Raw genomic sequence first — 21,318 nt, 5'->3', positions numbered from 1 at the left:
GGGGACCGGCAAGCCTACCGCAGGGCCTGCGGACCCGCCACGGCGGTCCTGGTCGCCCTGCTGCGGGATTTCCTGCGGCGCGACTACTGTCGGCGCCCAGGCAGGGCGCGCGACCGGGCGCGGTTCCGCGTGGCATCCGCCCCGCCGCTATGATCGGGCGTCACCACAAGGGCCCCACGCATGCGCGCACTGTTGCTGTTCGTGTTCCTCGCCCCGCTCACGGCACCGGTTGCCGCGCAGTCGCCCGCCACCGCCGTCCACTGCGGCCGGCTGTTCGACAGCCGCAGCGGCAAGGTGCTCGGCCCGCACACGGTGCTGGTGCGCGACGGCCGGATCGCGCAGGTCACCAGCGGCGGGCACGCCGACGTGGCGGGCGTACCGTCGATCGACCTGTCCGGCCACACCTGCACGCCCGGGTGGACCGACCTGCATGTGCACCTGGCCAGCCAGTCCAGTCCGGACAGCTACTCCGAAGGCTTCCGCCTGGACGAGGTCGACTACGCCTTCCGTGCCGTGGGCTACGCGAAACAGACGCTGCTGGCCGGCTTCACCAGCGTGCGCGACCTGGGTGGCGAAGTGGCGCCGCACCTGCGAGATGCGATCAACCAGGGCCTGGTCGCCGGCCCGCGCATCTGGGCGGCGGGCAAGTCGATCGCGACCACCGGCGGCCACGCCGACCCCACCAACGGCTACAACTCCACGCTCTCGCACCTGCTCGGCCCACCCGGCCCGACCGAGGGGGTCATCAACTCGGTCGACGACGCGCGCCAGGCGGTGCGCCAGCGCTACAAGGAAGGCAGCGACGTCATCAAGATCACCGCCACCGGCGGCGTGCTGTCGTACGCGAAATCCGGCGACGCCCCGCAGTTCACCGTCGACGAGGTCGCGGCGATCGTGGCGACCGCCCACGACTACGGCTACCGGGTAGCCGCCCACGCGCACGGCGAGGAAGGCATGCGCCGCGCGGTCGAGGCCGGCGTCACCAGCATCGAGCACGGCACCTACATGAGCGACGAGGTGATGGCGCTGATGAAGCGGAAGGGCACCTGGTACATCCCGACGGTGTACGCGGGCCGATTCGTGGCCGACAAGGCCAAGGTCGACGGCTACTTCCCCGAGGTCGTCCGGCCCAAGGCCGCGCGCATCGGCGCCTTGATCCAGGACACGGCCGCTCGCGCCTACCGCGCCGGCGTGCCGATGGCGTTCGGCACCGACATGGGCGTGGGCCCACACGGCGACAACGCGCGCGAGTTCATCTACCTGGTCGAGGCCGGCATCCCGGCCGCCAAGGCCCTGCAGATGGCGACGATCGACGCCGCCCGGGTGCTCGGCATCGACGACCAGGGCCGGATCGCGCCGGGCCAGCGCGCCGACATCGTCGCCGTGCCGGGCAACCCGGTCGACGACATCCAGGCGGTGCTCGCGGTCGAGTTCGTCATGAAGGACGGCGTGGTCTACCGGCAACCGGGCGCCGCGGTGCCGGGCGAGACCGACCGCGCCGGCCACTGAGGGCCGGGTTGCACGGGTGCGCGCGGGTTGGCTTGGAATGGCCGACCTCCGGCACCATGTCCGGTCGAGTCCAGAGGAGCCGCCATGACTGCCACCGCCACCCCGCACGTTTTCGACGCCACCACCGAAGCCTTCGAAGACGACGTCCTGCAGAAATCGATGGCGACGCCGGTGCTGGTCGACTTCTGGGCCGAGTGGTGCGGGCCGTGCAAGCAGCTCGGCCCGGTGCTGGAGAAGCTTGCGGCGGAATACAACGGCGCGTTCGTGCTGGCCAAGGTCGATGTCGACAAGGAGCAGCAGCTGGCCGCGGCCTTCCAGGTCCGGTCGATCCCTACCGTGTTCCTGGTCAAGGACGGCCAGCCGCTCGACGGGTTCCCCGGCGTGCTGCCTGAAGGCCAGATCCGCGAGTTCCTGCGCCACCACGGGATCGAACCGGCGGCAGCGGCCGGGGAGGCCGCCGAGGTGCCTGCGGCGCCGCTGGACCCGGAGGCGGAGGTTGCACGCCTGCGCGGCGAGGTGGCGCTGGCCCCGGACAACGACGAACTCAAGCTCGACCTCGCGGTCGCGCTGCTGCAGACCGGTGCGACCGCGGAAGCCGAGCCGCTGCTGGATGGCCTGCCCGCCAACCTGGCCACCGACGACCGCGCCCGCCGTGCGCGCGCCAGCCTCGGATTTGCCGCCCTGCTGAAGGAAGCGCCGCCGGTCGAGGCGCTACGGCAGTCGGTGGCCGCCGACCCCGGCGACCTCCGCGCGCGCCACCTGCTGGGCGCGCACGCGCTGGTGGCCGGCCGCAGCGAGGCCGCGCTGGAGCAGTTCATCGAGATGCTGCGGCACGACCGCGACTTCGACGGCGGGCTGCCGCGCAAGGCGCTGATCGACGCGTTCCAGGTGATCGACGACGCCGAGCTGGTCGGACGCTACCGCCGGAAGATGGCTTCGGTCCTCTTCTGACGGCGTCGGAATGCGGGGCGGCCTTGACTGTACGCGGCCGTATGGCACGCTGTCGCCCCCACGTCGTATCCCCCTGCGTTGCATGAAAGCCAACCTGTTCCGCCACGGCATCAACCTGTGGCCGCCGTTCCTCGCCAGTGGCATCCACGTCACCCGGCTCGATGACGACTACCGCCATGCGCGGGTCGAGTTGCGCATGCGCCCGTGGAACCGCAACTACGTGCGCACCCACTTCGGCGGCAGCCTGTTCGCGATGACCGATCCGTTCTGGATGCTGCTGGTGATGCAGTCCATCGGCCGCGACCACCTGGTGTGGGACCGCGCCGGCACGATCGACTTCCTCAAGCCCGGGCGCGGCACCGTGCACGCGTGCTTCGACCTCGATGACGACGTGCTGGCACAGCTGCGCGCCGACAGCGCGGGTGGCGACAAGGTGCTGCGCTGGTTCGAGACCGACGTGGTCGACGGCGACGGCGACGTGGTCGCGCGCGTGCGCAAGCAGTTGTACGTGCGCCTGAAGAAAGACCGGCGCTCCGGCCGCGACTGACCAATCGCGTCAGCGGGCGGCGTGCGCGGGCGCAAGCTGCCAAACCACGTGGCGCAAGCCACGGAACCGTACGCCGGCGATACAACCGGCCGTCGGGCGGCGGTATGCTCGGCTCCGCCACAGGGGGCCGCGATGCCAAATCCGCCGACCATCGATGCCAACGCACCACCCTTGCCCGTGATCAAGGGTTACCGCCTGCTGCGCGTGGTCAACCACGGCGGCATGTCGACGGTGTACCTGGCCGAGCAGACCGCGCTCGGCCGCGAGGTCGCGATCAAGGTGATGGCCAGCCAGGCGCTGTCGGACGAAGTCAGCCGCCGGCGGTTCGAGAACGAAGTGCGCACCATTGCCCGGCTCGAGCATCCGCACGTGGTCCGCATCCACGAGTTGGGCCGCACGGCCGATGGCCTGCCTTACTACGCCATGCCCTACATGGCCCGCGGCCACCTGGGCCAGCGCAGCTTCCAGCTGGAAGGCGGCGGCGTCGACGAGGCGCGCGTCATCGAAATCCTGCGCGCGCTGTTGTCCGCACTGCGCTACGCCCACGCCCACGGCGTCGTGCACCGCGACGTCAAGGCCGAGAACGTGCTGTTCGACGACACCGAGTCGCCGCTGCTGGCCGACTTCGGCATCGCGCTGCGGCGCGGCTTCGGCCCGCGCGTCACCGCCGCCGGCCTGGCCGTCGGAAGCACCGCCTACATGGCGCCCGAGCAGGCCCGCGGCGAGGATGTGGATGGCCGCGCCGACCTGTACAGCCTCGGCGTGCTGGCGTGGGAAATGCTGTCGGGCCACCTGCCCTACCAGGCCGGCGATGCGCTCTCGATGGCCGTCATGCACGCGCAGGACCCGATCCCCAGGCTCCCCGCGCACCTTCGCCACTGGCAGCGCTTCATGAACCGCGCGCTGGCCAAGCTGCCCGGCGAACGCTTCCAGGACGTGGACGCGATGTCGGACATGCTGACCCTCGTCGAGCGCCGGCGCAGCTGGCCGCGGGTGACGCTGTGGCGCGAGCGCGCGCTGCGACAGCTGCAGGTGGTACCGCGGCCGATGTTGGCCGGCATGGCAGCGATCGGCTTCGTCGGCCTGCTGTCGTTGTGGCTGGCGCGCGACGGCGACGACAGCCTGCTGCGTGCCGGCACGCCCGCCGGGAACGTGACCGAAACCGCGGACCCGATCGCCTCGATGATGCGGCCGCTGCCGGAAGCCCCGGTGCAGGTCGCACTGGAGGATGCACGCCGGCAACTGACCGAGCGCAACCTCACCGCGCCCGAGGGCAACAACGCCTACGACAGCGTCGTCCGGGCGTGGCGGACGGACGCCGACAACGACGAGGTCCGTCGCGTTGCCGGGGAGCTCTCTGCCGCGCTTGGCGCCGAGCTGGTCGACAACATCAAGCGCCAGCGCGACACCCGCGCACTGGACTACCAGGAACACCTGCGCCGGCTAGAACAGGACACCGACGGCGCCCTGCCGGCGCTGTCGCAGACGCTGGTCGAAAACCTGGACACGGCCCTAGCCAACAGGATGAAGGCCGCAGAGCGCGACTTCGACCGCACCGCCGCCGCGGCCGTGGTCGAGCTGGCCGGTGCGCTTGGCGCGCCCGAGCCCACCCGCGCGCAACTGCAGGCGCGTACCGATGCGATCCCCGAACGTGGCCAGGCACTCCCGGATGACCCTTCCGGCGCCGTGCTCGGCACCGACGGGGTGGCGATCAGCCGCAAGCCGGTGAGCCGCGACGAGTACGCCCGCTTCGCCACTCTTACCGGCCGCGAGGCTGCCCGCTGCCGCGAGCGGGCATCGCTGCTGCGCGTGCTTGCACCTCGTGACTGGCGCAACCCGGGCTTCGGCCAGGGCGACAACGAGCCCGTGGTCTGCGTCTCGCTCGCCGATGCGCAGGCCTACGCCGAGTGGTACAGCCGCCAGACCGGCCACGACTACCGACTGCCGAGTACCGCCGAATCCCGCCAGATGGCGCCGGAGATCAGTGGTCGCGACCTTGCCCTGTGGCTGCGCGACTGCGGCAGCAGCTGCCGCGAGCGCAAGGTGATCGGCTCGTCCTGGCGCAACACGGCTGCCAAGGCACGCACGCTGGACGCAAGCCGCGGCTACGACGATGTCGGCTTCCGGTTGGTGCGGGAGCTGTAGCGCTGCCACGTACAATCGCGCGATGCGCAAGCCCCCCACCCTGCAACGCCTCTTCCTCACCGGCCTGCTGACCCTACTGCCGCTGTGGCTGACGTGGGTGGTCGCCAAGTTCGTCTTCGTCCTGCTGTCCGACACCAGCCGCCCGATCACCGGCCCGCTGCTGGCGCGCCTGGCCACCGACTACCCGCACATCGCCGGCTGGCTCGCCCAGCCGTGGGTGCAGACCGTGATCGCGCTGGCGGCCACGTTGCTGGTCATCCTGCTGTCGGGCGTGATGGCGCACCGGGTGTTCGGCCAGCGCCTGCTGCGGTGGGTGGAATCGCTGATTGGCCGCATCCCGTTCGCCAGCACGATCTACGGCAGCGCGCGGCAATTGCTGGACATCCTGCAGACCAAGCCCGACGGCACCCAGCGGGTGGTGCTGATCGACTTCCCGCACAAGGAGATGAAGTCGATTGGTTTCGTCACGCGGGTCCTGCGCGAACAAGGCACCGGCCGCGAACTCGCCGCGGTGTACGTGCCCACCACGCCCAACCCGACCTCGGGCTACCTGGAAATCGTTCCGGTCGAGAAGATCACCCCGACCGACTGGACCGTCGACCAGGCGATGAGCTTCATCATTTCCGGCGGCGCGGTCTCGCCCGAATCGATCCCGTTCACTCCTCCCGCCCAGCAGCGGCCGGACACGCATTGATGCCCGGTTGTTACTGACAGCCCAACCGCATCCAGCCTTTGCGAAGCCGGCCGTGTGCCGGCTTCGTTGCGTCACCGGGTGCGCATCTGTGACCTGGTCGTGGCTTCAGTGACCTTTGGCCCATGCCGCGCGGCACCATCGCAGCGAGCCTCGGGGGCTGTCTTCCCGCCCGTCCGGAGAACCCGATGAAGCCGTCCCTCACCCGCTCCCTGCTTGCCCTCGGCCTGGCTGCCGCGATGGCCGCATGCAGTCCCACCGCCGCCGGGGACTCGAGCCAGGCCACCACCTCGGCAGAAGTCGCGGGGGACAAGGCGGCCCGGCTGGACGCGCTCTACGCGACCTACTGGGAGGAAATGCTCGAGCTCAACCCGCTGGCCGCCACCTTCCAGGGCGACCCGCGCTACAACGACCGCCTGCCGAACTTCCTGTCGGAGGAGTACCGCGACCGCTCCCACGAGTTCACCGCCGGGTGGCTGGAGAAGGTCGAGGCCATCGGCGCCGACGGCCTGGAAGGCCAGGACCTGCTGAGCTACCAGATCTTCGTGCGCAACGCGAAGGACGAGCTGGCCAGCGAGCAGTTCCCGTCGTGGATGCAGCCGGTCAACCAGTTCTACAACATCGCCTCCACCGTGGTTCAGCTGGGCTCGGGCACCGGCGCGCAACCGTTCAAGACCGTCGCGGATTACGACAATTGGAGCAAGCGTGCGTCGCAGGTGCCGGTGCTGTTCGACCAGGCCATCGCGAACATGAAGCAGGGCGTGGAAGCCGGCGTGGTGCAACCGCGCGCGCTGATGGAGAAGGTGCTGCCGCAGCTGGATGCGCTGATCAAGGAGGACGCGGCCGACACGCTGTTCTGGAAGCCGGTCAGCGACATGCCCGAATCGTTTTCCGCCGAGGACAAGGCGCGCATCACCGCGGACTACCGCACGCTCATCGAGCAGCAGTTGATGCCGGCCTACCGCGAGCTGCGCGAGTACATCGCCAACGACTACATGCCGCATGCGCGCGACACCGCCGGCATGGCCGCGCTGCCCAACGGCGAGGCGTGGTACGCGTTCCGCGCCAAGAACTCGACCACCACCGACCTCAGCCCGGCGCAGATCCACCAGATCGGCCTGGACGAGGTGAAACGCATCCACGGCGAGATCCGCAAGGTCATGGCCGAGGTCGGCTTCAAGGGCTCGCTGCAGGACTTCTTCGCGTTCATGCAGAACGACCCGCAATTCTCGTTCGAATCCGAGAATGCGCTTCTGGCGCACTACCGCGGCCTCGAGGACAAGATCAACCAGAAGATCCCCGAGCTGTTTTCGCTGACCCCGAAGGCACCGTTCGAGATCCGCCCGGTCGAGGCCTTCCGCGCGCAGTCCGCCGCGGGCGGTTCGTACATGCGGCCCAGCGAGGACGGCAGCCGTCCGGGCATCTTCTACGTCAACACCTACGACCTGCCGACCCGCAAGACCTGGGACGCCGAAGACCTGTTCCTGCATGAGGCGATCCCGGGCCACCACTTCCAGCTCGCCCTGCAGCAGGAGCTGACCGGACTGCCGACCTTCCGCCGCTTCGGCGGCGAGACCGCCTTCACCGAGGGCTGGGGCCTGTACGCGGAGTCGCTCGGCAAGGACCTGGGCGTCTACACCGACCCGTACAGCTATTTCGGCTACCTGCAGAACGAGCTGTGGCGCGCCATCCGGCTGGTGGTGGACACCGGGCTGCACAGCAAGGGCTGGACCCGTGAGCAGGTGATTGCCTACATGCTGGAGAACTCGGCCGAGTCCGAGACCCAGGCCACCGCCGAGGCCGAGCGTTACATGGCCATCCCGGGGCAGGCGCTGGCATACAAGATCGGCGAGCTGAAGATCCAGGAGATGCGCGACAAGGCCGAGGCGGCGCTGGGCGACGACTTCGACGTACGCGCGTTCCACGCCGAGGTGCTCAAGGACGGTTCGGTCCCGCTGGACGTGCTTGAGGACAAGATCAACCGCTGGATCGCCGCCCAGCAGGCCTGACCTGCAAGCATCGGTGCACGACATGGGGCCGGCCGCAATGCCGGCCCCGTGCTGTTTTGCCGGAATCGTCCGTTCCAGCGGCGGAACGGCCCGCCCGCGCGGCGCGGCCTAGAATCGGGAGATTCGAGCCACACGGGACCCTTCATGAACGACCGCATCCTCGACCCGCGCCTGCGCGACCGCGTGATGACCGCCGGGGAAGCGGCGCAGCTGATCCAGCCGGGCATGACCGTGGCGATGAGCGGATTCACCGGCGCCGGCTACCCGAAGGCCGTGCCGCAGGCGCTGGCCGCACGCATGGAACAGTCCGCCGGCGAGGGCCGCCCGTTCCGGATCAAGGTGCTGACCGGCGCCTCCACCGCGCCCGAGCTGGACGGCGCGCTGGCGAAGGTCGAGGGCATGGAGCTGCGGCTGCCCTACCAGTCCGACCCCAACGTGCGCGAGCGGATCAACGCCGGCACGCTCAACTACATCGACATCCACCTCAGCCACGTCGCCCAGCACACCTGGTTCGGCTTTTTCGGCGATATCGACGTCGCGGTGATCGAGGTGGCCGGCATCCGCGAGGACGGGCTGCTGATCCCGTCGTCCTCGGTGGGCAACAACAAGACCTGGCTGGAGCAGGCCGACAAGGTGATCCTCGAGGTCAACCGCTGGCAGCCAGCCGCGCTGGAGGGGATGCACGACATCTACTACGGCACCGCCCTGCCGCCCGGCCGCAAGCCCATCCCGCTGGTGAAGCCGGACGACCGCATCGGCGAGCCGTACCTGCGGGTCGAGCCGGCCCGGATCATCGCGGTGGTGGAAACCGACGCGCCCGATCGCAATTCCGCCTTCAGCCCGCCAGACGAAGCCTCTCGGCAGATCGCCCGGCACCTGCTCGACTTCCTCGACCACGAGGTCCAGCGTGGCCGCCTGACCGACCGCCTGCTTCCCCTGCAATCCGGCGTCGGCAACATCGCCAACGCCGTGCTCGCCGGCCTGTCGGAGGGCGGCTACAAGGGCCTGGCGGCCTACACCGAGGTGATCCAGGACGGCATGCTGGGGCTGCTGAAGAACGGCACGCTGAGGATGGCGTCGGCCACGTCGTTCTCGCTCAGCCCTGCCGGCATCGAGGAGTTCAACGCCAACGTGGGGTTCTACCGCGAGCGGATCCTGCTGCGGCCGCAGGAAATATCCAACCACCCCGAGCTGATTCGACGGCTGGGCTGCATCGCGATGAACGGCATGATCGAGGCGGACATCTACGGCAACGTCAATTCGACCCATATCGCCGGCAGCCGGATCATGAACGGGATCGGCGGCAGCGGCGACTTCGCCCGCAACGGCTATCTCTCGGTATTCATGTCGCCCAGCACCGCCAAGGGCGGGAAGATCTCCGGCATCGTGCCGATGGCCAGCCACGTCGACCATACCGAGCACGACACGATGGTCATCGTCACCGAACAGGGCCTGGCCGACCTGCGCGGGCTGGCACCCAAGCAGCGCGCCAGGCTCATCATCGAGCGCTGCGCGCACCCGGACTACCGGCCGATGCTGCAGGACTACTTCGACCGCGCCTGCGCGAACAGCTACGGCAAGCACACCCCGCACCTGCTCGGCGAGGCGCTGTCGTGGCACCAGCGGTTTGTCGACACCGGATCCATGCGCGGCGCCTGAAGGTCCTTCCAAGGCGGCGATTGGCGCGCATCAGCCGTCGACACCCAGCTCGCCCCGATGACGAGACGCCGGGTTTCGATGAGGCCGGCCTGGTACGCGCGGCCGGGATGGCCTACGCCAACCTGCCCATCCGGGGTCCGGCAGACCTGACCCGCGCAAACGTGGCTGCGTTCGACGCGCTGCTGCGGGATATCGACGCCCCCGTACTGGTGCACTGCGCCAGCGGCAACCGCGTCGGCGCCATGGCTGCGCTGCGGGCAGCCTGGGTTGAGGGGCACACGGTGGAGAAGGCCGTCGAAATCGGCCGCGCGTGGGGCATGAAAGGCCTCGAGAGCGCGGTGCGTGAGCGGCTCGCCTCGGAGCCGGGCGCGGGCTGACGCCACCCACCCCGCCACGAAAAAAGGCCGGCATCTCTGCCGGCCTTTTTCATTCCTGTTGGAGCGCCGCGGTCAGGCTGCGCCACCACCGGCGCCACGGCGCGGACCACGACCCTGGCCGCTGCCGCGCTGTTTCGGGCCCGCATGGGCGTGGCCCTGGCGGGCGGCACCGGCGGCCGGCTTGCCGTGGCCGCGGTTGCCCGCGTTGCGGCCGGCCGGGCGCGGACCGCGGTTGCCCGCGTTCTGGCGCGGGTTCGGCAGTGCCACGTCCAAGCGCAATGGACGGCTCGGCTCGTAGCCCGCGACCGTCACCAGCTCGACGTCGTTCTTGAGGATCTTCTGGATCTGCCGCAGCAGCCCGCCCTCGTCGTGCGAGACCAGCGACAGCGCCTCGCCGCTCGCGCCGTTGCGGCCCGTACGGCCGATCCGGTGCACGTAGTCCTCGGCCACCATCGGCAAGTCGAAGTTGATCACCAGCGGCAGGTCCGGGATGTCCAGGCCGCGGGCGGCGACGTCGGTCGCCACCAGCACCCGGGCCTTGTTGGCCTTGAACAGGTTCAGGGCCTTCTGGCGCTGGGCCTGGCTCTTGTTGCCGTGGATCGCGACCGACTTCAGGCCGGCGGCCTCGAGTTGCTCGGACAGGCGGTTGCAGCCGTGTTTGGTGCGGCCGAACACCAGCACCTGGTCACCCGGACGCTTGGCGATGATGTCGATCAGCAGGTCGCGCTTGCGGCCGCTGTCCACCGGGTGGGCGATGTGGGCGATGGTGTCGGCAATGGTGTTGTTGGCCGCCACCTGCACCTGCTTGGGGTCGCGCATGAACTGCAGCGCGAGCTGCTTGAGCTGGGCCTCGAAGGTGGCCGAGAACAGCAGCGTCTGGCGCTGGGCCGGCACCTTGCCGAGGATGCGCTTGATCGCCGGCAGGAAGCCCATGTCGAGCATGCGGTCGGCCTCGTCCAGCACCAGGATCTCGATGCCGTCGAGCTTGGCGGTGCCGCGCTCGAGGTGGTCGATCAGCCGGCCCGGGGTGGCCACCAGTACGTCCACGCCACGACGCAGCATGTCGACCTGCGGGCCCATGCCGGCGCCGCCGAAGATCGTGCCGAAGTTCAGGCGCAGGTGCTTGCCGTAGGAGCGGATGTTGTCGTTGACCTGAACCGCCAGCTCGCGGGTCGGCACCAGTACGAGCGCGCGCGGCTTGCGCGAACCGTTGGCGGCGGTCTGCTTGGACAGGTGGTTGAGCAGCGGCAGGCCGAACGCGGCGGTCTTGCCGGTACCGGTCTGGGCGCCGCCCAGCAGGTCGTGGCCGGCCAGCACGAGCGGGATGGCCTGGGTCTGGATCGGGGTGGGCGTCGTGTAGCCCTGTTCGGAAAGCGCGCGCAGCAACGCGGGCGCCAGCCCGAGCGATTCAAAAGTCATGTCTGGAACTCCGAGTGGTAAGAACCGCACATGCGTGCGGCAAGACCCGGAGCGTTCCCTAACCGCGCTGCGAGCATTTTCTGTTTGTGACGGCACCGGATGCTCCGGACCGTGTCGGCGCGACGAAAGACGTGCGGGATAGTCGCACCGGACCACGCCTTTCGGGGCGGGGGGTCTTGGCCGGATGGCCAACCCGTGCGAGGGCATACCTGGGAAACGTGCCCCTTGCGGGGTAGGCAGCCGTGCGCTGAACGGGGCGGATGTTACGGGAAAGGCGCAGGCGGCGCCATCGCGGCCCGCACCGCCCGTTCAGTTTTTCGCACGGACCTAGAGGGTCACCCGTCTTCGGTTATCCGCGGAGACGCGGTCGATCAGTTTGTTGAACGGATCGAAGCCGGCCTCGTACGGCGGCTTGTCGACCACCACCGTCACCTTCGGCGACTCGGAGGTGATGTGGTGCCGCTCCAGGTACAACACTTCCTCGTCGGCCTCGTCGCCCGACGGCCCACGGGCAAACACCCCCACTTCGACCCAGTCGTCGAGCACGGCGGGCGTCTCCCTGCCCTCGCCGTCGGCATACAGCTTGGCGGCGTGCAGGTCGAGGGTGACTTCGTACTTGCCGTCATCGCGCTTGACCGCCGTCGCGCCCTGCACGCGGTTGTCGTAGAAGCTGATCTTCTCGAACAGGTCGGTGATCAGCTGCTCGTGCTTCGGACCGGCCTCGGCGCGGATGTACTCGAGCAGCTCGGCCGATGTGGTGAACGGCGCCTGCTGGTAGGCCTTGTCGGCGATGAACTTCGACAGCGCGCGGTTGAGTGCGCCCTCCCCGATCTCCTCGCGCAGGCGGTAGAACACCAGCGAACCCTTGCGGTAGTGGATGTAGGGCTGGTTCTCGACGCGGTAGAGCGGCAGCTCCTCGATGTTCTCGCCCGCGCGACCCGACAGGTACCGGTCCAGTTCGTACTTGAGGAAGCGGCGCATCTTCTCGCGCCCGTATTCCTTCTCCATCACCATCAGCGCCGAGTACTGCGACAACGACTCGCTGAGCACAGTCGATCCCTGGACGTCGGCGCCAATGACCTGGTGGGCCCACCACTGGTGCGCGATCTCGTGCGCGGTGACGTAGAACACGTAATCGATCGCGTCCTCGTCGCGCAGGTCGGCAATGAAACCGATCGACTCCGAATAGGGGATCGTGCCGGCAAAGGCCTGGGCAAAACTGCCGTAGCCCGGGAACTCCAGGATCCGCACCTGCTCGTGCTGGTAGGGACTGAAGTTGGCCTCGTAGTACGCCAGCGACTTCTGTACCGACTCGATCATGCGGTCGACATTGAACGGGTGCGCAGGATCGTAATAGACCTCGATCGGCAGCTCGTCAGGGGTGCCCGGCTTGTACGCGCCCTTGCGCACTTCCCACTCCGCCGACAGGGTGGCGTGGAAGTTCAGCATCGGCCGCTGCATCGCGTAGTCGAAGCACCGGCGTCCGTCGCGTTCGTACTCGCGCTCCAGCACGCCCGGCGCCAGCGCGATCTGTTCCGGGGCGGTGCAAACGGTCGTGCTGAAGTCGATCCAGTGCGCGTCGTCGCTGATGTAGGTGTTGGCGCGCGCGGCCTCGTCCTCGAGCGCGGCCATGCGAGGCAGCTCCTCCATGCCGCGCTTGCGCCGCTCGTTGCGGTCACTGATCTGGCTGCCGGCCGAATAGCCGAAGCGGGGCAGCAGCTCCTCGGAGTTGAAGAACGTGCCGTTGTCGACCAGCCGGGTCCAGCCCTGGTCGTTGGCGAAACCCTGGCGCGCGTAGCTGACGGCGAAGTCCATCTGCCGGGTATCGCCGGGCTGCATCGGCGTGCCCAGCCTGTAGATGCGGTAGCCGAGCTGCTCGTCGTTGCTGGTGATGGCCGCCTCGCCGAACCCCAGCCGGTCCAGGCCGCTGTCGGGGTACCACTGGACGTGGAGGTCGGTGATCGGCTCGTCGTGCGGGTTGGTCACGGTGTACTGGCCGCGGACTTGCACGCGCTGCTCGTGCGGGTACAGGTCCACCTCGGTCCTCACGGCGGTGATGCGAGGCTGCGGCAGCCCGTCGTACTGGCGGTAGAGCGTCTCGTAACGCTGCTGGCGGTCGAGCGCGTCGTCGCCTGCCAGGTACTCGTTGCGGACATTGGTGTTCCAGAAGATGAAACCGCCGAGCGCGGCGAACAGTGCCAGGCTCGCAGCCAGGGCCCAGGCGTTTCCGCCGGCCAGCCGCTGCCGCGCCAGCCGCAGCCGATCGCGCCGGCTCGGCGCCACGCCGCGCACCCAGAACGCCGCCGAGACAAGCAGCAGGGCCAGCAGGCACGCGCCCCAGTACGACTGGAACCACAGCCGCCCCGCCAGGAAGTGGCCGTAGCCGTTCATGTCCGAGTACGGCGCAACCGGTGCGGAAGCGTAGCTGTAGAGGTTGTGGTCGAAATCGAGGAACCCCAGCGTGCCTTGCAGCACCAGCCATGCGATCAGCAGGCCGTAGCCGATGAACTTGTTGTTGCTCAGCACCTGCAGCACCAGCGCAAGCCCGCCCATCAACACGAACGGCACCGAGCCCAGCACGATCTCCTGAACGTACAGGGCCGGCTCGATTGCAGTGAATCCCTTGAACAGCTGGAACCCGACCGCGGCAAGCGCGCCGATCGCCTGGAACGCCAACACCACGGCCGCCAGCGCTGACATCTTGGCGGCCAGTGGCACCCAGTTCGGTACGGGCATCGCGTCGGTGACCTCACCGAGCCGCGCCCCGCGCTCCTTCCAAACCAGTTCGCCGGCGTAGAACATCACCACGAAGATCAGCATGAAGCTGTAGCTGTTCTGCAGCGAGGTGTTCATCAGCGACGTCACCGGGTACACGCGTGTGCCGAACATGGTGTCGGCAAGGCTGGCGCTCGCAATGAAGTTGGCCACCGCGAACAGCAGCATCACCAGGAACGGCACGCTGCGGAACACGCCCACGGTGTCGAACCACCACTGCCGCACGAACTGCGTCCACGCGACGGTCGCGCCCGTTGCCGGCGTGACCCGGGGCGGCGCGGATACCTGCGGACGCGCGAACGCGGGCGCGGCCTGCGGCGTGCGCCGGCCGAACCGGCCCAGCGACCATCCGCGCCCCGTCCCCGCACGCTGCGGCTTGAACAGCGCGAACGCCGCCGCGACCAGTGCCACCGACAGCGCCACCCACAGCACCCGGTTGGCCAGCAGGTAGCCGGTCAGCTCCGGCAGCTCGCGGTTGATCTGGTCGGCCGACCAGTAGCGCGTGGTCCGGTCCAGCGCGGTCATGCCCAGCGGGTCGACCAGGGTCGCGAGCCAGACGTTGTCGAGGTCGCCGGTCAGCACGCCCGCCACGGAATTGAGGATGAAGAACCCGATCACCCCGAGGTACACCACCAGCACGCTTCGGGTGGTCACCGCCAGCAACGCCAACAGGGCGCCGCTGAACAGCAGGTTGGGGATCACGATCACGGCGAAGCCCCAGGCGTAGGGCACCAGGGAGAACGGACCGAGTCGCTCAGGGTCCACCCACGGCATCGTGGGCCCGACCATCAGGCCAACTGCAACCACCAGGTAGATCACCATGCAAGCGGCCACCGCCGCCAGGAATCGCCCGAGCAGGAAGTCCCGCTTGCGCATCGGGCTGGAGAAGAAGAGGTCTGCGGTGCCGAGTTCGAAGTCGCGCAGCAGCGCGCCGCTGATGAAGCTGACGATCACCAGCAAGCCGAGGATGGTGAACATGCCCAGGAATCGAACGATCACCGTCGGTGCATTGCGGTCGACGTTTCCGACCGCGTTGCCGACGACCACCGCATCGGAGCTGGACGCGCCGAACGCGAACAGGCCGAACATCAGCGCCATCAGCCACAGCAAGGGCGCGCGCAGTTGCTGCCGCAGTTCGAAGCGGAAGAATTCAAACGTCATGCCAGTGCCCCCTCAGGCCGCGACGGCGTGGGGGGCAAGGGCCGCCTGCTGGCGCAGGCGCTGGAAGTACACGTCTTCGAGGTCCGGCGCGACCTGCTCGAAACCCTCCTCCGGGCGTTCGGGCGCGAACACGTGGATCACCGGGTTGCCTGCCACCAGCCGGGTCGACAGGACGGTGTGGCGGTGCTCGTAGTCGCCAAGCGTGGCCTTGGCCACCTGCTTGCGCCAGACCTGGTTGGCCAGTGCGTCGATCGCGTCGGACGGGCGGCCGGTCAGCAGCACCTGGCCCTTGTTCATGATGGCCATCGTCGGGCACAGGTCGGTCACGTCCTCGACGATATGGGTCGACAGGATCACCGCGACGTTCTCGCCGATCTCGGCCAGCAGGTTGAGGAACCGGTTGCGCTCCTCCGGATCGAGGCCAGCGGTGGGTTCGTCGACGATCACCAGCCGCGGGTTGCCCAGCAGCGCCTGGGCGATGCCGAAGCGCTGGCGCATGCCACCGGAGAACGTCCCAAGGTTGCGCTTGCGTGCGTCCCAGAGGTTGACCTGCTGCAACAGGCCATCGACCACCTCGCGGCGCAGCTTGCGCGCGGTCAGACCCTTGAGGACGGCGAAGTGCTCGAGCAGGTCGAGCGCGCTCACCTTCGGGTAGACACCGAAATCCTGCGGCAGGTAGCCGAGCTGGCGTCGCACCGCGTCCTTGTCCCGAAGCACGTCGATCACCGCCCCGCCCTCGCCTTCCAGCGTGGCGCTGCCGCTGTCGGCCTCCTGCAACGTCGCCAGCGTGCGCATCAGCGACGACTTGCCGGCGCCGTTGGGGCCGAGCAGGCCGAACATGCCGCGCGGCACGTCGAGGCTGACACCGTCGAGCGCGCGCACGCCGTTGGAGTAGGTCTTGGAAAGGTCGCGGATGGTAAGCATGTCGTCCCTGTCTGGTTACCGCCGATCGCGGCCAGGCTGATCGTAGGGACAGCGGCAGGCCGCCAGAATGGGCAAAAGTCATCCGTGACCAACGACGCAGTGCCATCCGGCACAGGCGGCGAGCCTGTCCATTCAGCATCCCGGCATGACCTTCGACACCCGCCGACCGGTCCGGGCAGGTTTAACGTCGTCCGGTCCCGGCATCCGTCCGGGCCGTCTTCCCCATGCCTTTCCGGCCGGAGCCACACGTGAACAAACCGCAAGTCCTGCTGCTGTCCCTTGCCATCGCCACCGTCGTCGCCGCCTGCTCCAACCAGGACGCCGCTCCAGCCGCCAACGGCGCCGATGCCGCGCCGGCCGCCGACACCAACGCGCTGACCCTCGACGAGAGCAACCTGCCGCCGGTCAACCGCTTCAGCGCCGACCAGCTCGACACCACCAAGAACGCCTGCACGGACTTCGGCGGCTACGTCAACGGCAAGTGGCTCGCCGCCAACGAGATCCCGGGCGACCGCACCAGCTGGGGTGCGTTCGAGATGCTCGACGAGCGCTCCACCGCGGTGCAGCGCCAGCTGGCCGAGCAGGCCGCCGCCAACGACGGCGCCACCGGCGTGCAGGACATCGTCGGTGACTTCTGGGCGACCGGCATGAACGCCGAGCAGATCAACGCCCAGGGCATCAAGCCGATCCAGGACCGCCTCGACGCGATCGCCGCGCTCGACAGCCACGAAGCCGTCGCCGATTACCTGCGCACCAGCGCCGCCAAGGGCGAGAACTTCCTGTTCGGCTTCGGCCCCGAAGCCGACTTCAAGAACTCCGAGATGAACATCGCCTACGCGATGCAGGGCGGCCTGGGCCTGCCCGACCGCGGCTACTACTTCGACGCCGACAAGAAGGACAAGCTCGAGGCGTACCAGGCGCACGTCGCCAAGGTGCTCGAACTGTCGGGCATGCCGGCCGCCGAAGCGACCGACCGGGCGGCCGACGTGGTCGCGTTCGAGACCCGCCTGGCCAAGGTATCCAAGTCCAGCGAGGAGATGTCGCGCGATGTCTCGCTGTTCTACAACCCGGTCACTCCGGCCGAGGCCGACAAGCTGACCCCGAACTTCACCTGGACGAAGTTCTTCGAGTCGCAGGGCCTGCAGGCGCCGGAGATGTTCTCGCTGGCGATCCCGGCCTTCCACCAGGAAGTCAGCACCATGCTGGGCGAAGTGCCGGTCGAGGACTGGCAGGCGTACCTGCGCTTCCACACCGTCGACGGCGCGTCGCCGTACCTGTCTGACGCGTTCGTGCAGGAAAACTTCAACTTCTACAACAAGACCATGCGTGGCCAGAAGGAGCTGAAGGAGCGCGCCAAGCGCGTGCTCGACACGATCGAGGGCAATGTCGGCGAGGCGCTCGGCCAGATGTACGTCAAGGTCGCCTTCTCGCCCGAGTCCAAGGCGCGGATGGAAACGCTGGTCACCAACCTCAGCGAGGCACTGAAGGTCCACCTCGAAGGCCTGGAGTGGATGGGCGACGAAACCAAGAAGCAGGCGATGGAGAAGTGGGCCAGCTTCACCCCGAAGATCGGCTACCCCGACAAGTGGCGCGAGTGGACCGGCCTGGAGACCGGCCGCGACAGCTACATCGGCAACGTGCTGGCGGCCAACGAGTTCAACTACAAGTGGAACCTCGGCAAGATCGGCAAGCCGGTCGACAAGACCGAATGGGGCATGAGCCCGCAGACGGTCAACGCCTACTACAACCCGCTGGCCAACGAGATCGTGTTCCCGGCCGCGATCCTGCAGCCGCCGTTCTTCGACCCGGAAGCGGGTGACGCGATGAACTACGGCGGCATCGGCGCGGTGATCGGCCACGAGATGATCCACGGCTACGACGACCAGGGCAGCCGGTTCGACGCCAAGGGCAACTTCGAGAACTGGTGGACCGAGGCCGACGCCAAGGGCTTCTCCGGCCTGACCGACCAGCTGGTCGCGCAGTTCGACGCCTACGAGGCGATGCCGGGCAAGAAGGTCAACGGCAAGCTGACCCTGGGCGAGAACATCGCCGACCTGGGCGGCCTGGCGATCGCCTACGACGCCATGAAGAAGGCGACCGAAGGCACCGAGGATCCGATGACCGACGGCATGACCCGCGACCAGCGCTTCTTCGCCAACTGGGCGACGGTGTGGCGTCGCAACTTCACCGACCAGGAGCTGGAGGTCCGCCTGACCACCGACCCGCACGCACCGGCCAACTTCCGCGCGATCGGTGCCCCGTCCAACCTGCCGCAGTTCGCCGCGGCGTTCGACTGCAAGGCCGGCGACGCAATGGTGCGCGGCGACGGCGACCGGGTCGTGATCTGGTAAGTCCCGCCAGGCGCCCGGTCATCCGGCCGGGCGCCGAACGCGGTCGCTTACGCCTGCAACATGGAAGAAGGCCCGGGCATGTCCCGGGCCTTCTTTTTTCAGGTACGTGCGCTGTGGATCCGGTCAGCGGACGATGCGCGGCCGCGGCGGTCCGCGCCGGCCGAACGGGGGCTGCCCACGCCAGTAACGGATCAGCAACCAGCCGAACAGCATCCCGCCCAGGTGAGCGAAGTGGGCCACGCCAGGCTGCCAACCGGTGAACCCGAGCAGCAACTCGGCAAGGCCGTAGACGATCACCAGCGTGCGCGCCTTCATCGGGATCGGCGGGATCAGCAGCATCACGCGCTGGTGCGGGAACAGCATGCCGTAGGCCAGCAGCAGCCCGAACACGCCACCCGACGCACCCACGGTGGGGTACGCCGGCCCGCCCTCCGCCATGGTCCAAGCGCCGACCGCCAGCTGGCACACCGCAGCGCCGACGATGCACACCAGGAAGTACGTCAGGAAGCGCTTTTCGCCCCACGTGTGCTCAAGCGGGGCACCGAACATCAGCAGCGCCAGCATGTTGAACAGCAGGTGGGTGATGTCGCCATGCATGAAGCCGTACGTCAGCAACTGCCACGGCAGGAATTCGGTCGGCGCATAGGGGCTGTCGCCAGCACCCAGTGGCCACAGCATGAAAGGCGCAAGCGCCAGCTCGCCCAGCAACATTTGCAGCACGAACACCAGTCCGTTGGCGATCAGCAGGCCCTTGGTCACGGGCGGCAGGTTGGAGAACATCGGAGCTCCTTGGATTCGCGCGCATGGTAGCCGGTCGCGCGTGAAGCGCTGCCGGGGACGCGGGCCTCAGTCGACCCCACCCCAGAGCTGCTGGTCGAGCGTGGCCGCCGCACGCTGGCCGCGGACCCGGCCACCCTCCACCCACACCCCCTCGGCGCGCAGGCGCGCGCTCTGTTCGGTGAACGCGTCGGAGTCAGGGGGAAAGGCGATCCGGCCGTCCGACCGGAGCACCCGGTGCCATGGCAAGGCGGGGTCGTCGTTGCCGCTCAGCAGCCGGGCCACCATCCGGGCGCGGCCCGGCAGGCCCGCGCGCCGCGCGACCTCGCCATAGCCGGCGACCCGACCGCGCGGGATGGCGCGGATCGCGGCCAGGATGCGTGCGGTGGCGTCGTTCTCCATCGGGGGAGCATGATAGGCGTCCCGCACCGGAGGCGCGCGCATGCCCAGTTTCAACCAGATCCGCCAGATGCTGGCCGAGGCCGGCTTCCGCTTGTCGGTCCAGGAAGAAGGCGTGGTCTGCATCGAGCTTTCGCTGGAACAGGGAACCCGCCACCAGGCGATCTTCCTGTCCGAACTCGAGGACGACGACGGGCGCCCGTACCTGCGCGTCAGCACCGCGGTGTCGCCGACCACCGGGCTGGATGCGCGCCGCGCGCTGGTGTTCAACTGGCAGAGCCGGGTCGGCTACCTCGCGATCGGCGACCTGGACGGGGTGCCGTACCTGCAGCTGTGCGAGAACCGTCCGTTTGAAGGGCTGGACGCCGCCGAAGTGCACCGCTTGGTGCTGGAAATCGGCGGGCTGGGCGACCGGATGGAGCGCGCGCTGTCGGCGGACGGCGACCTGCTGTAAGCCGGTTTCCGCCGTCCTGCGACGCCCGGCCGGGTTACACCCAGCCGAGCGCGTGCAACAGGCGGAACAGGCCGTAGGCGATGCCGCCGGCCATCGGGATCGTCAGGATCCAAGCCCAGATCATCTTCTCGACGACCGTCCACTTGATGGCGTTCAGTCGTTTGGCCGTGCCCACGCCCATGATCGCCGACGAGATGTTGTGCGTGGTCGACACCGGGATACCCAGCGACGAAGCCGCCAGGATCACCGAGGCGGCGCTGGTCTCGGCCGCGAAGCCGTGGATCGGGTGCAGCTTGACCAGCTTGTGGCCCAGCGTCTTGATGATGCGCCAGCCACCCGCGGCGGTGCCGGCCGCCATCACCAGCGCGCAGCTGACCTTGATCCAGGTATCGATGTCGCCGTCGGCCAGCGCCGCGTCGGACGGGTGCAGGAACGCGAGCCAGTCGGGCAGGTTGTCCAGCGTGCCGGCGGACTGCGCGCCGACCAGCGCCAACGCGATGATGCCCATGGTCTTCTGCGCGTCGTTCATGCCGTGGGCGAAGCCCATGCCCGCGGCGCTGACGATCTGCGCCTTGCCGAACAGGCCGTTGACCCAGCGCGGGCGCGCCGCGCGCGCCAGCACGCCGCCGCTGCGCGCCATCATCGAGATGATGAAGAACAGCACCCCCATCACCAGGAAGCCGGCCGCGAAGCCGAGCACGGGCGAGCTCACCATCGGCACCACGACCTTCCACAGCACGCCGGCGCTCTTGTAGACCGGTTCGGCCGGCTCGGACCAGATGATCGCGTCGAAATCATTCGAGGCCGCCGCCAGCGCCGCACCCAGCAGGCCACCGATGAGCGCGTGCGAGGAGGACGAGGGCAACCCCCACCACCAGGTGATGAGGTTCCAGACGATGCCGCCCATCAGCGCGCACAGGATCAGCTGGGATCCCACCTCCACAACGCCGGCGTCGATCAGCCCGGACGCGATGGTCTTGGCGACGGCGGTACCTGCCAGCGCGCCCACCAGGTTCATGCTCGCCGCCAGGCCCACCGCCTGCATCGGCGACAGCACCTTGGTGGCCACCACGGTGGCGATGGAGTTGGCGGTGTCGTGGAAGCCGTTGATGTACTCGAAGATCAGCGCGACGAGTACGACGGAGATGACCAGCGTGAGCATCGGAAGCC

At 68.6% G+C, this 21,318-nt stretch carries 16 protein-coding genes; 10 read left to right on the top strand and 6 right to left on the bottom strand.

Going from position 1 to position 21,318, the window contains the following annotated elements:
- Positions 1-180 precede the first annotated feature (180 nt).
- The 8 genes from KOD61_RS04800 (at position 181) to KOD61_RS04765 (ending at position 9,888) form a co-directional block, all read left to right on the top strand.
- Entirely contained in the window at positions 181-1,509 is a 1,329-nt protein-coding gene (locus KOD61_RS04800; protein ID WP_215219905.1) for a metal-dependent hydrolase family protein, read from the top strand.
- 84 nt (positions 1,510-1,593) lie between these two features.
- The gene (gene trxA / locus KOD61_RS04795; RefSeq protein WP_215219904.1) at positions 1,594-2,460 is read left to right on the top strand and encodes a thioredoxin; all 867 of its coding nucleotides are present in this window, start codon (positions 1,594-1,596) and stop codon (positions 2,458-2,460) included.
- Positions 2,461-2,542: 82 nt separating this feature from the next.
- Positions 2,543-3,007, top strand: coding sequence for a DUF4442 domain-containing protein (locus KOD61_RS04790; RefSeq protein ID WP_215219903.1), 465 nt, complete (start codon positions 2,543-2,545; stop codon positions 3,005-3,007).
- Between the two features lie 132 nt (positions 3,008-3,139).
- Positions 3,140-5,152 carry a bifunctional serine/threonine-protein kinase/formylglycine-generating enzyme family protein gene (locus KOD61_RS04785; protein WP_215219902.1) on the top strand — a complete coding sequence of 671 codons (2,013 nt, stop codon included), beginning with the start codon at positions 3,140-3,142 and terminating at the stop codon, positions 5,150-5,152.
- A 22-nt stretch (positions 5,153-5,174) separates the two neighbouring features.
- Entirely contained in the window at positions 5,175-5,846 is a 672-nt protein-coding gene (locus KOD61_RS04780) for a DUF502 domain-containing protein (RefSeq protein WP_215219901.1), read from the top strand.
- 185 nt (positions 5,847-6,031) lie between these two features.
- Positions 6,032-7,852: a DUF885 domain-containing protein gene (locus KOD61_RS04775; RefSeq protein ID WP_251370662.1), complete on the top strand. Its 1,821-nt coding sequence runs from the start codon at positions 6,032-6,034 to the stop codon at positions 7,850-7,852.
- Between the two features lie 144 nt (positions 7,853-7,996).
- Positions 7,997-9,511, top strand: coding sequence for an acetyl-CoA hydrolase/transferase family protein (locus tag KOD61_RS04770; protein ID WP_215219899.1), 1,515 nt, complete (start codon positions 7,997-7,999; stop codon positions 9,509-9,511).
- A gap of 20 nt (positions 9,512-9,531) precedes the next feature.
- Complete coding sequence (locus KOD61_RS04765) at positions 9,532-9,888, top strand: beta-lactamase hydrolase domain-containing protein (RefSeq protein WP_251370661.1); 357 nt, start codon at positions 9,532-9,534, stop codon at positions 9,886-9,888.
- Positions 9,889-9,960: 72 nt separating this feature from the next.
- Here KOD61_RS04765 and KOD61_RS04760 read toward each other — a convergent pair whose 3' ends face one another.
- From KOD61_RS04760 to KOD61_RS04750, 3 genes are all read right to left on the bottom strand, one after another.
- Positions 9,961-11,307 (bottom strand): DEAD/DEAH box helicase, encoded by a 1,347-nt coding sequence (locus KOD61_RS04760; protein ID WP_215219898.1) that lies wholly within the window; start codon positions 11,305-11,307, stop codon positions 9,961-9,963.
- A gap of 327 nt (positions 11,308-11,634) precedes the next feature.
- Complete coding sequence (locus KOD61_RS04755) at positions 11,635-15,243, bottom strand: ABC transporter permease/M1 family aminopeptidase (protein ID WP_215219897.1); 3,609 nt, start codon at positions 15,241-15,243, stop codon at positions 11,635-11,637.
- Between the two features lie 12 nt (positions 15,244-15,255).
- Positions 15,256-16,167 (bottom strand): ABC transporter ATP-binding protein, encoded by a 912-nt coding sequence (locus KOD61_RS04750; RefSeq protein ID WP_215219896.1) that lies wholly within the window; start codon positions 16,165-16,167, stop codon positions 15,256-15,258.
- Between the two features lie 266 nt (positions 16,168-16,433).
- Here KOD61_RS04750 and KOD61_RS04745 point away from each other — a divergent pair, with 266 nt between their 5' ends.
- Positions 16,434-18,518 (top strand): M13 family metallopeptidase, encoded by a 2,085-nt coding sequence (locus KOD61_RS04745; protein ID WP_215220292.1) that lies wholly within the window; start codon positions 16,434-16,436, stop codon positions 18,516-18,518.
- Positions 18,519-18,641: 123 nt separating this feature from the next.
- Here the strand turns inward: KOD61_RS04745 and KOD61_RS04740 are convergent, their stop codons facing one another.
- Positions 18,642-19,298 (bottom strand): rhomboid family intramembrane serine protease, encoded by a 657-nt coding sequence (locus KOD61_RS04740; RefSeq protein WP_215219895.1) that lies wholly within the window; start codon positions 19,296-19,298, stop codon positions 18,642-18,644.
- 66 nt (positions 19,299-19,364) lie between these two features.
- Positions 19,365-19,697 (bottom strand): MGMT family protein, encoded by a 333-nt coding sequence (locus KOD61_RS04735; protein WP_251370660.1) that lies wholly within the window; start codon positions 19,695-19,697, stop codon positions 19,365-19,367.
- Between the two features lie 40 nt (positions 19,698-19,737).
- Here KOD61_RS04735 and KOD61_RS04730 point away from each other — a divergent pair, with 40 nt between their 5' ends.
- Positions 19,738-20,148: a hypothetical protein gene (locus KOD61_RS04730; RefSeq protein ID WP_215219894.1), complete on the top strand. Its 411-nt coding sequence runs from the start codon at positions 19,738-19,740 to the stop codon at positions 20,146-20,148.
- Positions 20,149-20,182: 34 nt separating this feature from the next.
- On the opposite strand, the gene KOD61_RS04725 is transcribed toward KOD61_RS04730, so the two are convergent.
- Positions 20,183-21,310 (bottom strand): inorganic phosphate transporter, encoded by a 1,128-nt coding sequence (locus tag KOD61_RS04725; RefSeq protein WP_215219893.1) that lies wholly within the window; start codon positions 21,308-21,310, stop codon positions 20,183-20,185.
- Positions 21,311-21,318: the final 8 nt, after the last annotated feature.

The sequence above is a fragment of the Lysobacter luteus genome, from assembly GCF_907164845.1.
GTDB classification, from domain to species: Bacteria; Pseudomonadota; Gammaproteobacteria; order Xanthomonadales; family Xanthomonadaceae; genus Novilysobacter; species Novilysobacter luteus.
The sequence above is the reverse complement of the archived record's forward strand: the minus strand, read 5'-3'. Positions and strand labels throughout refer to the sequence as shown.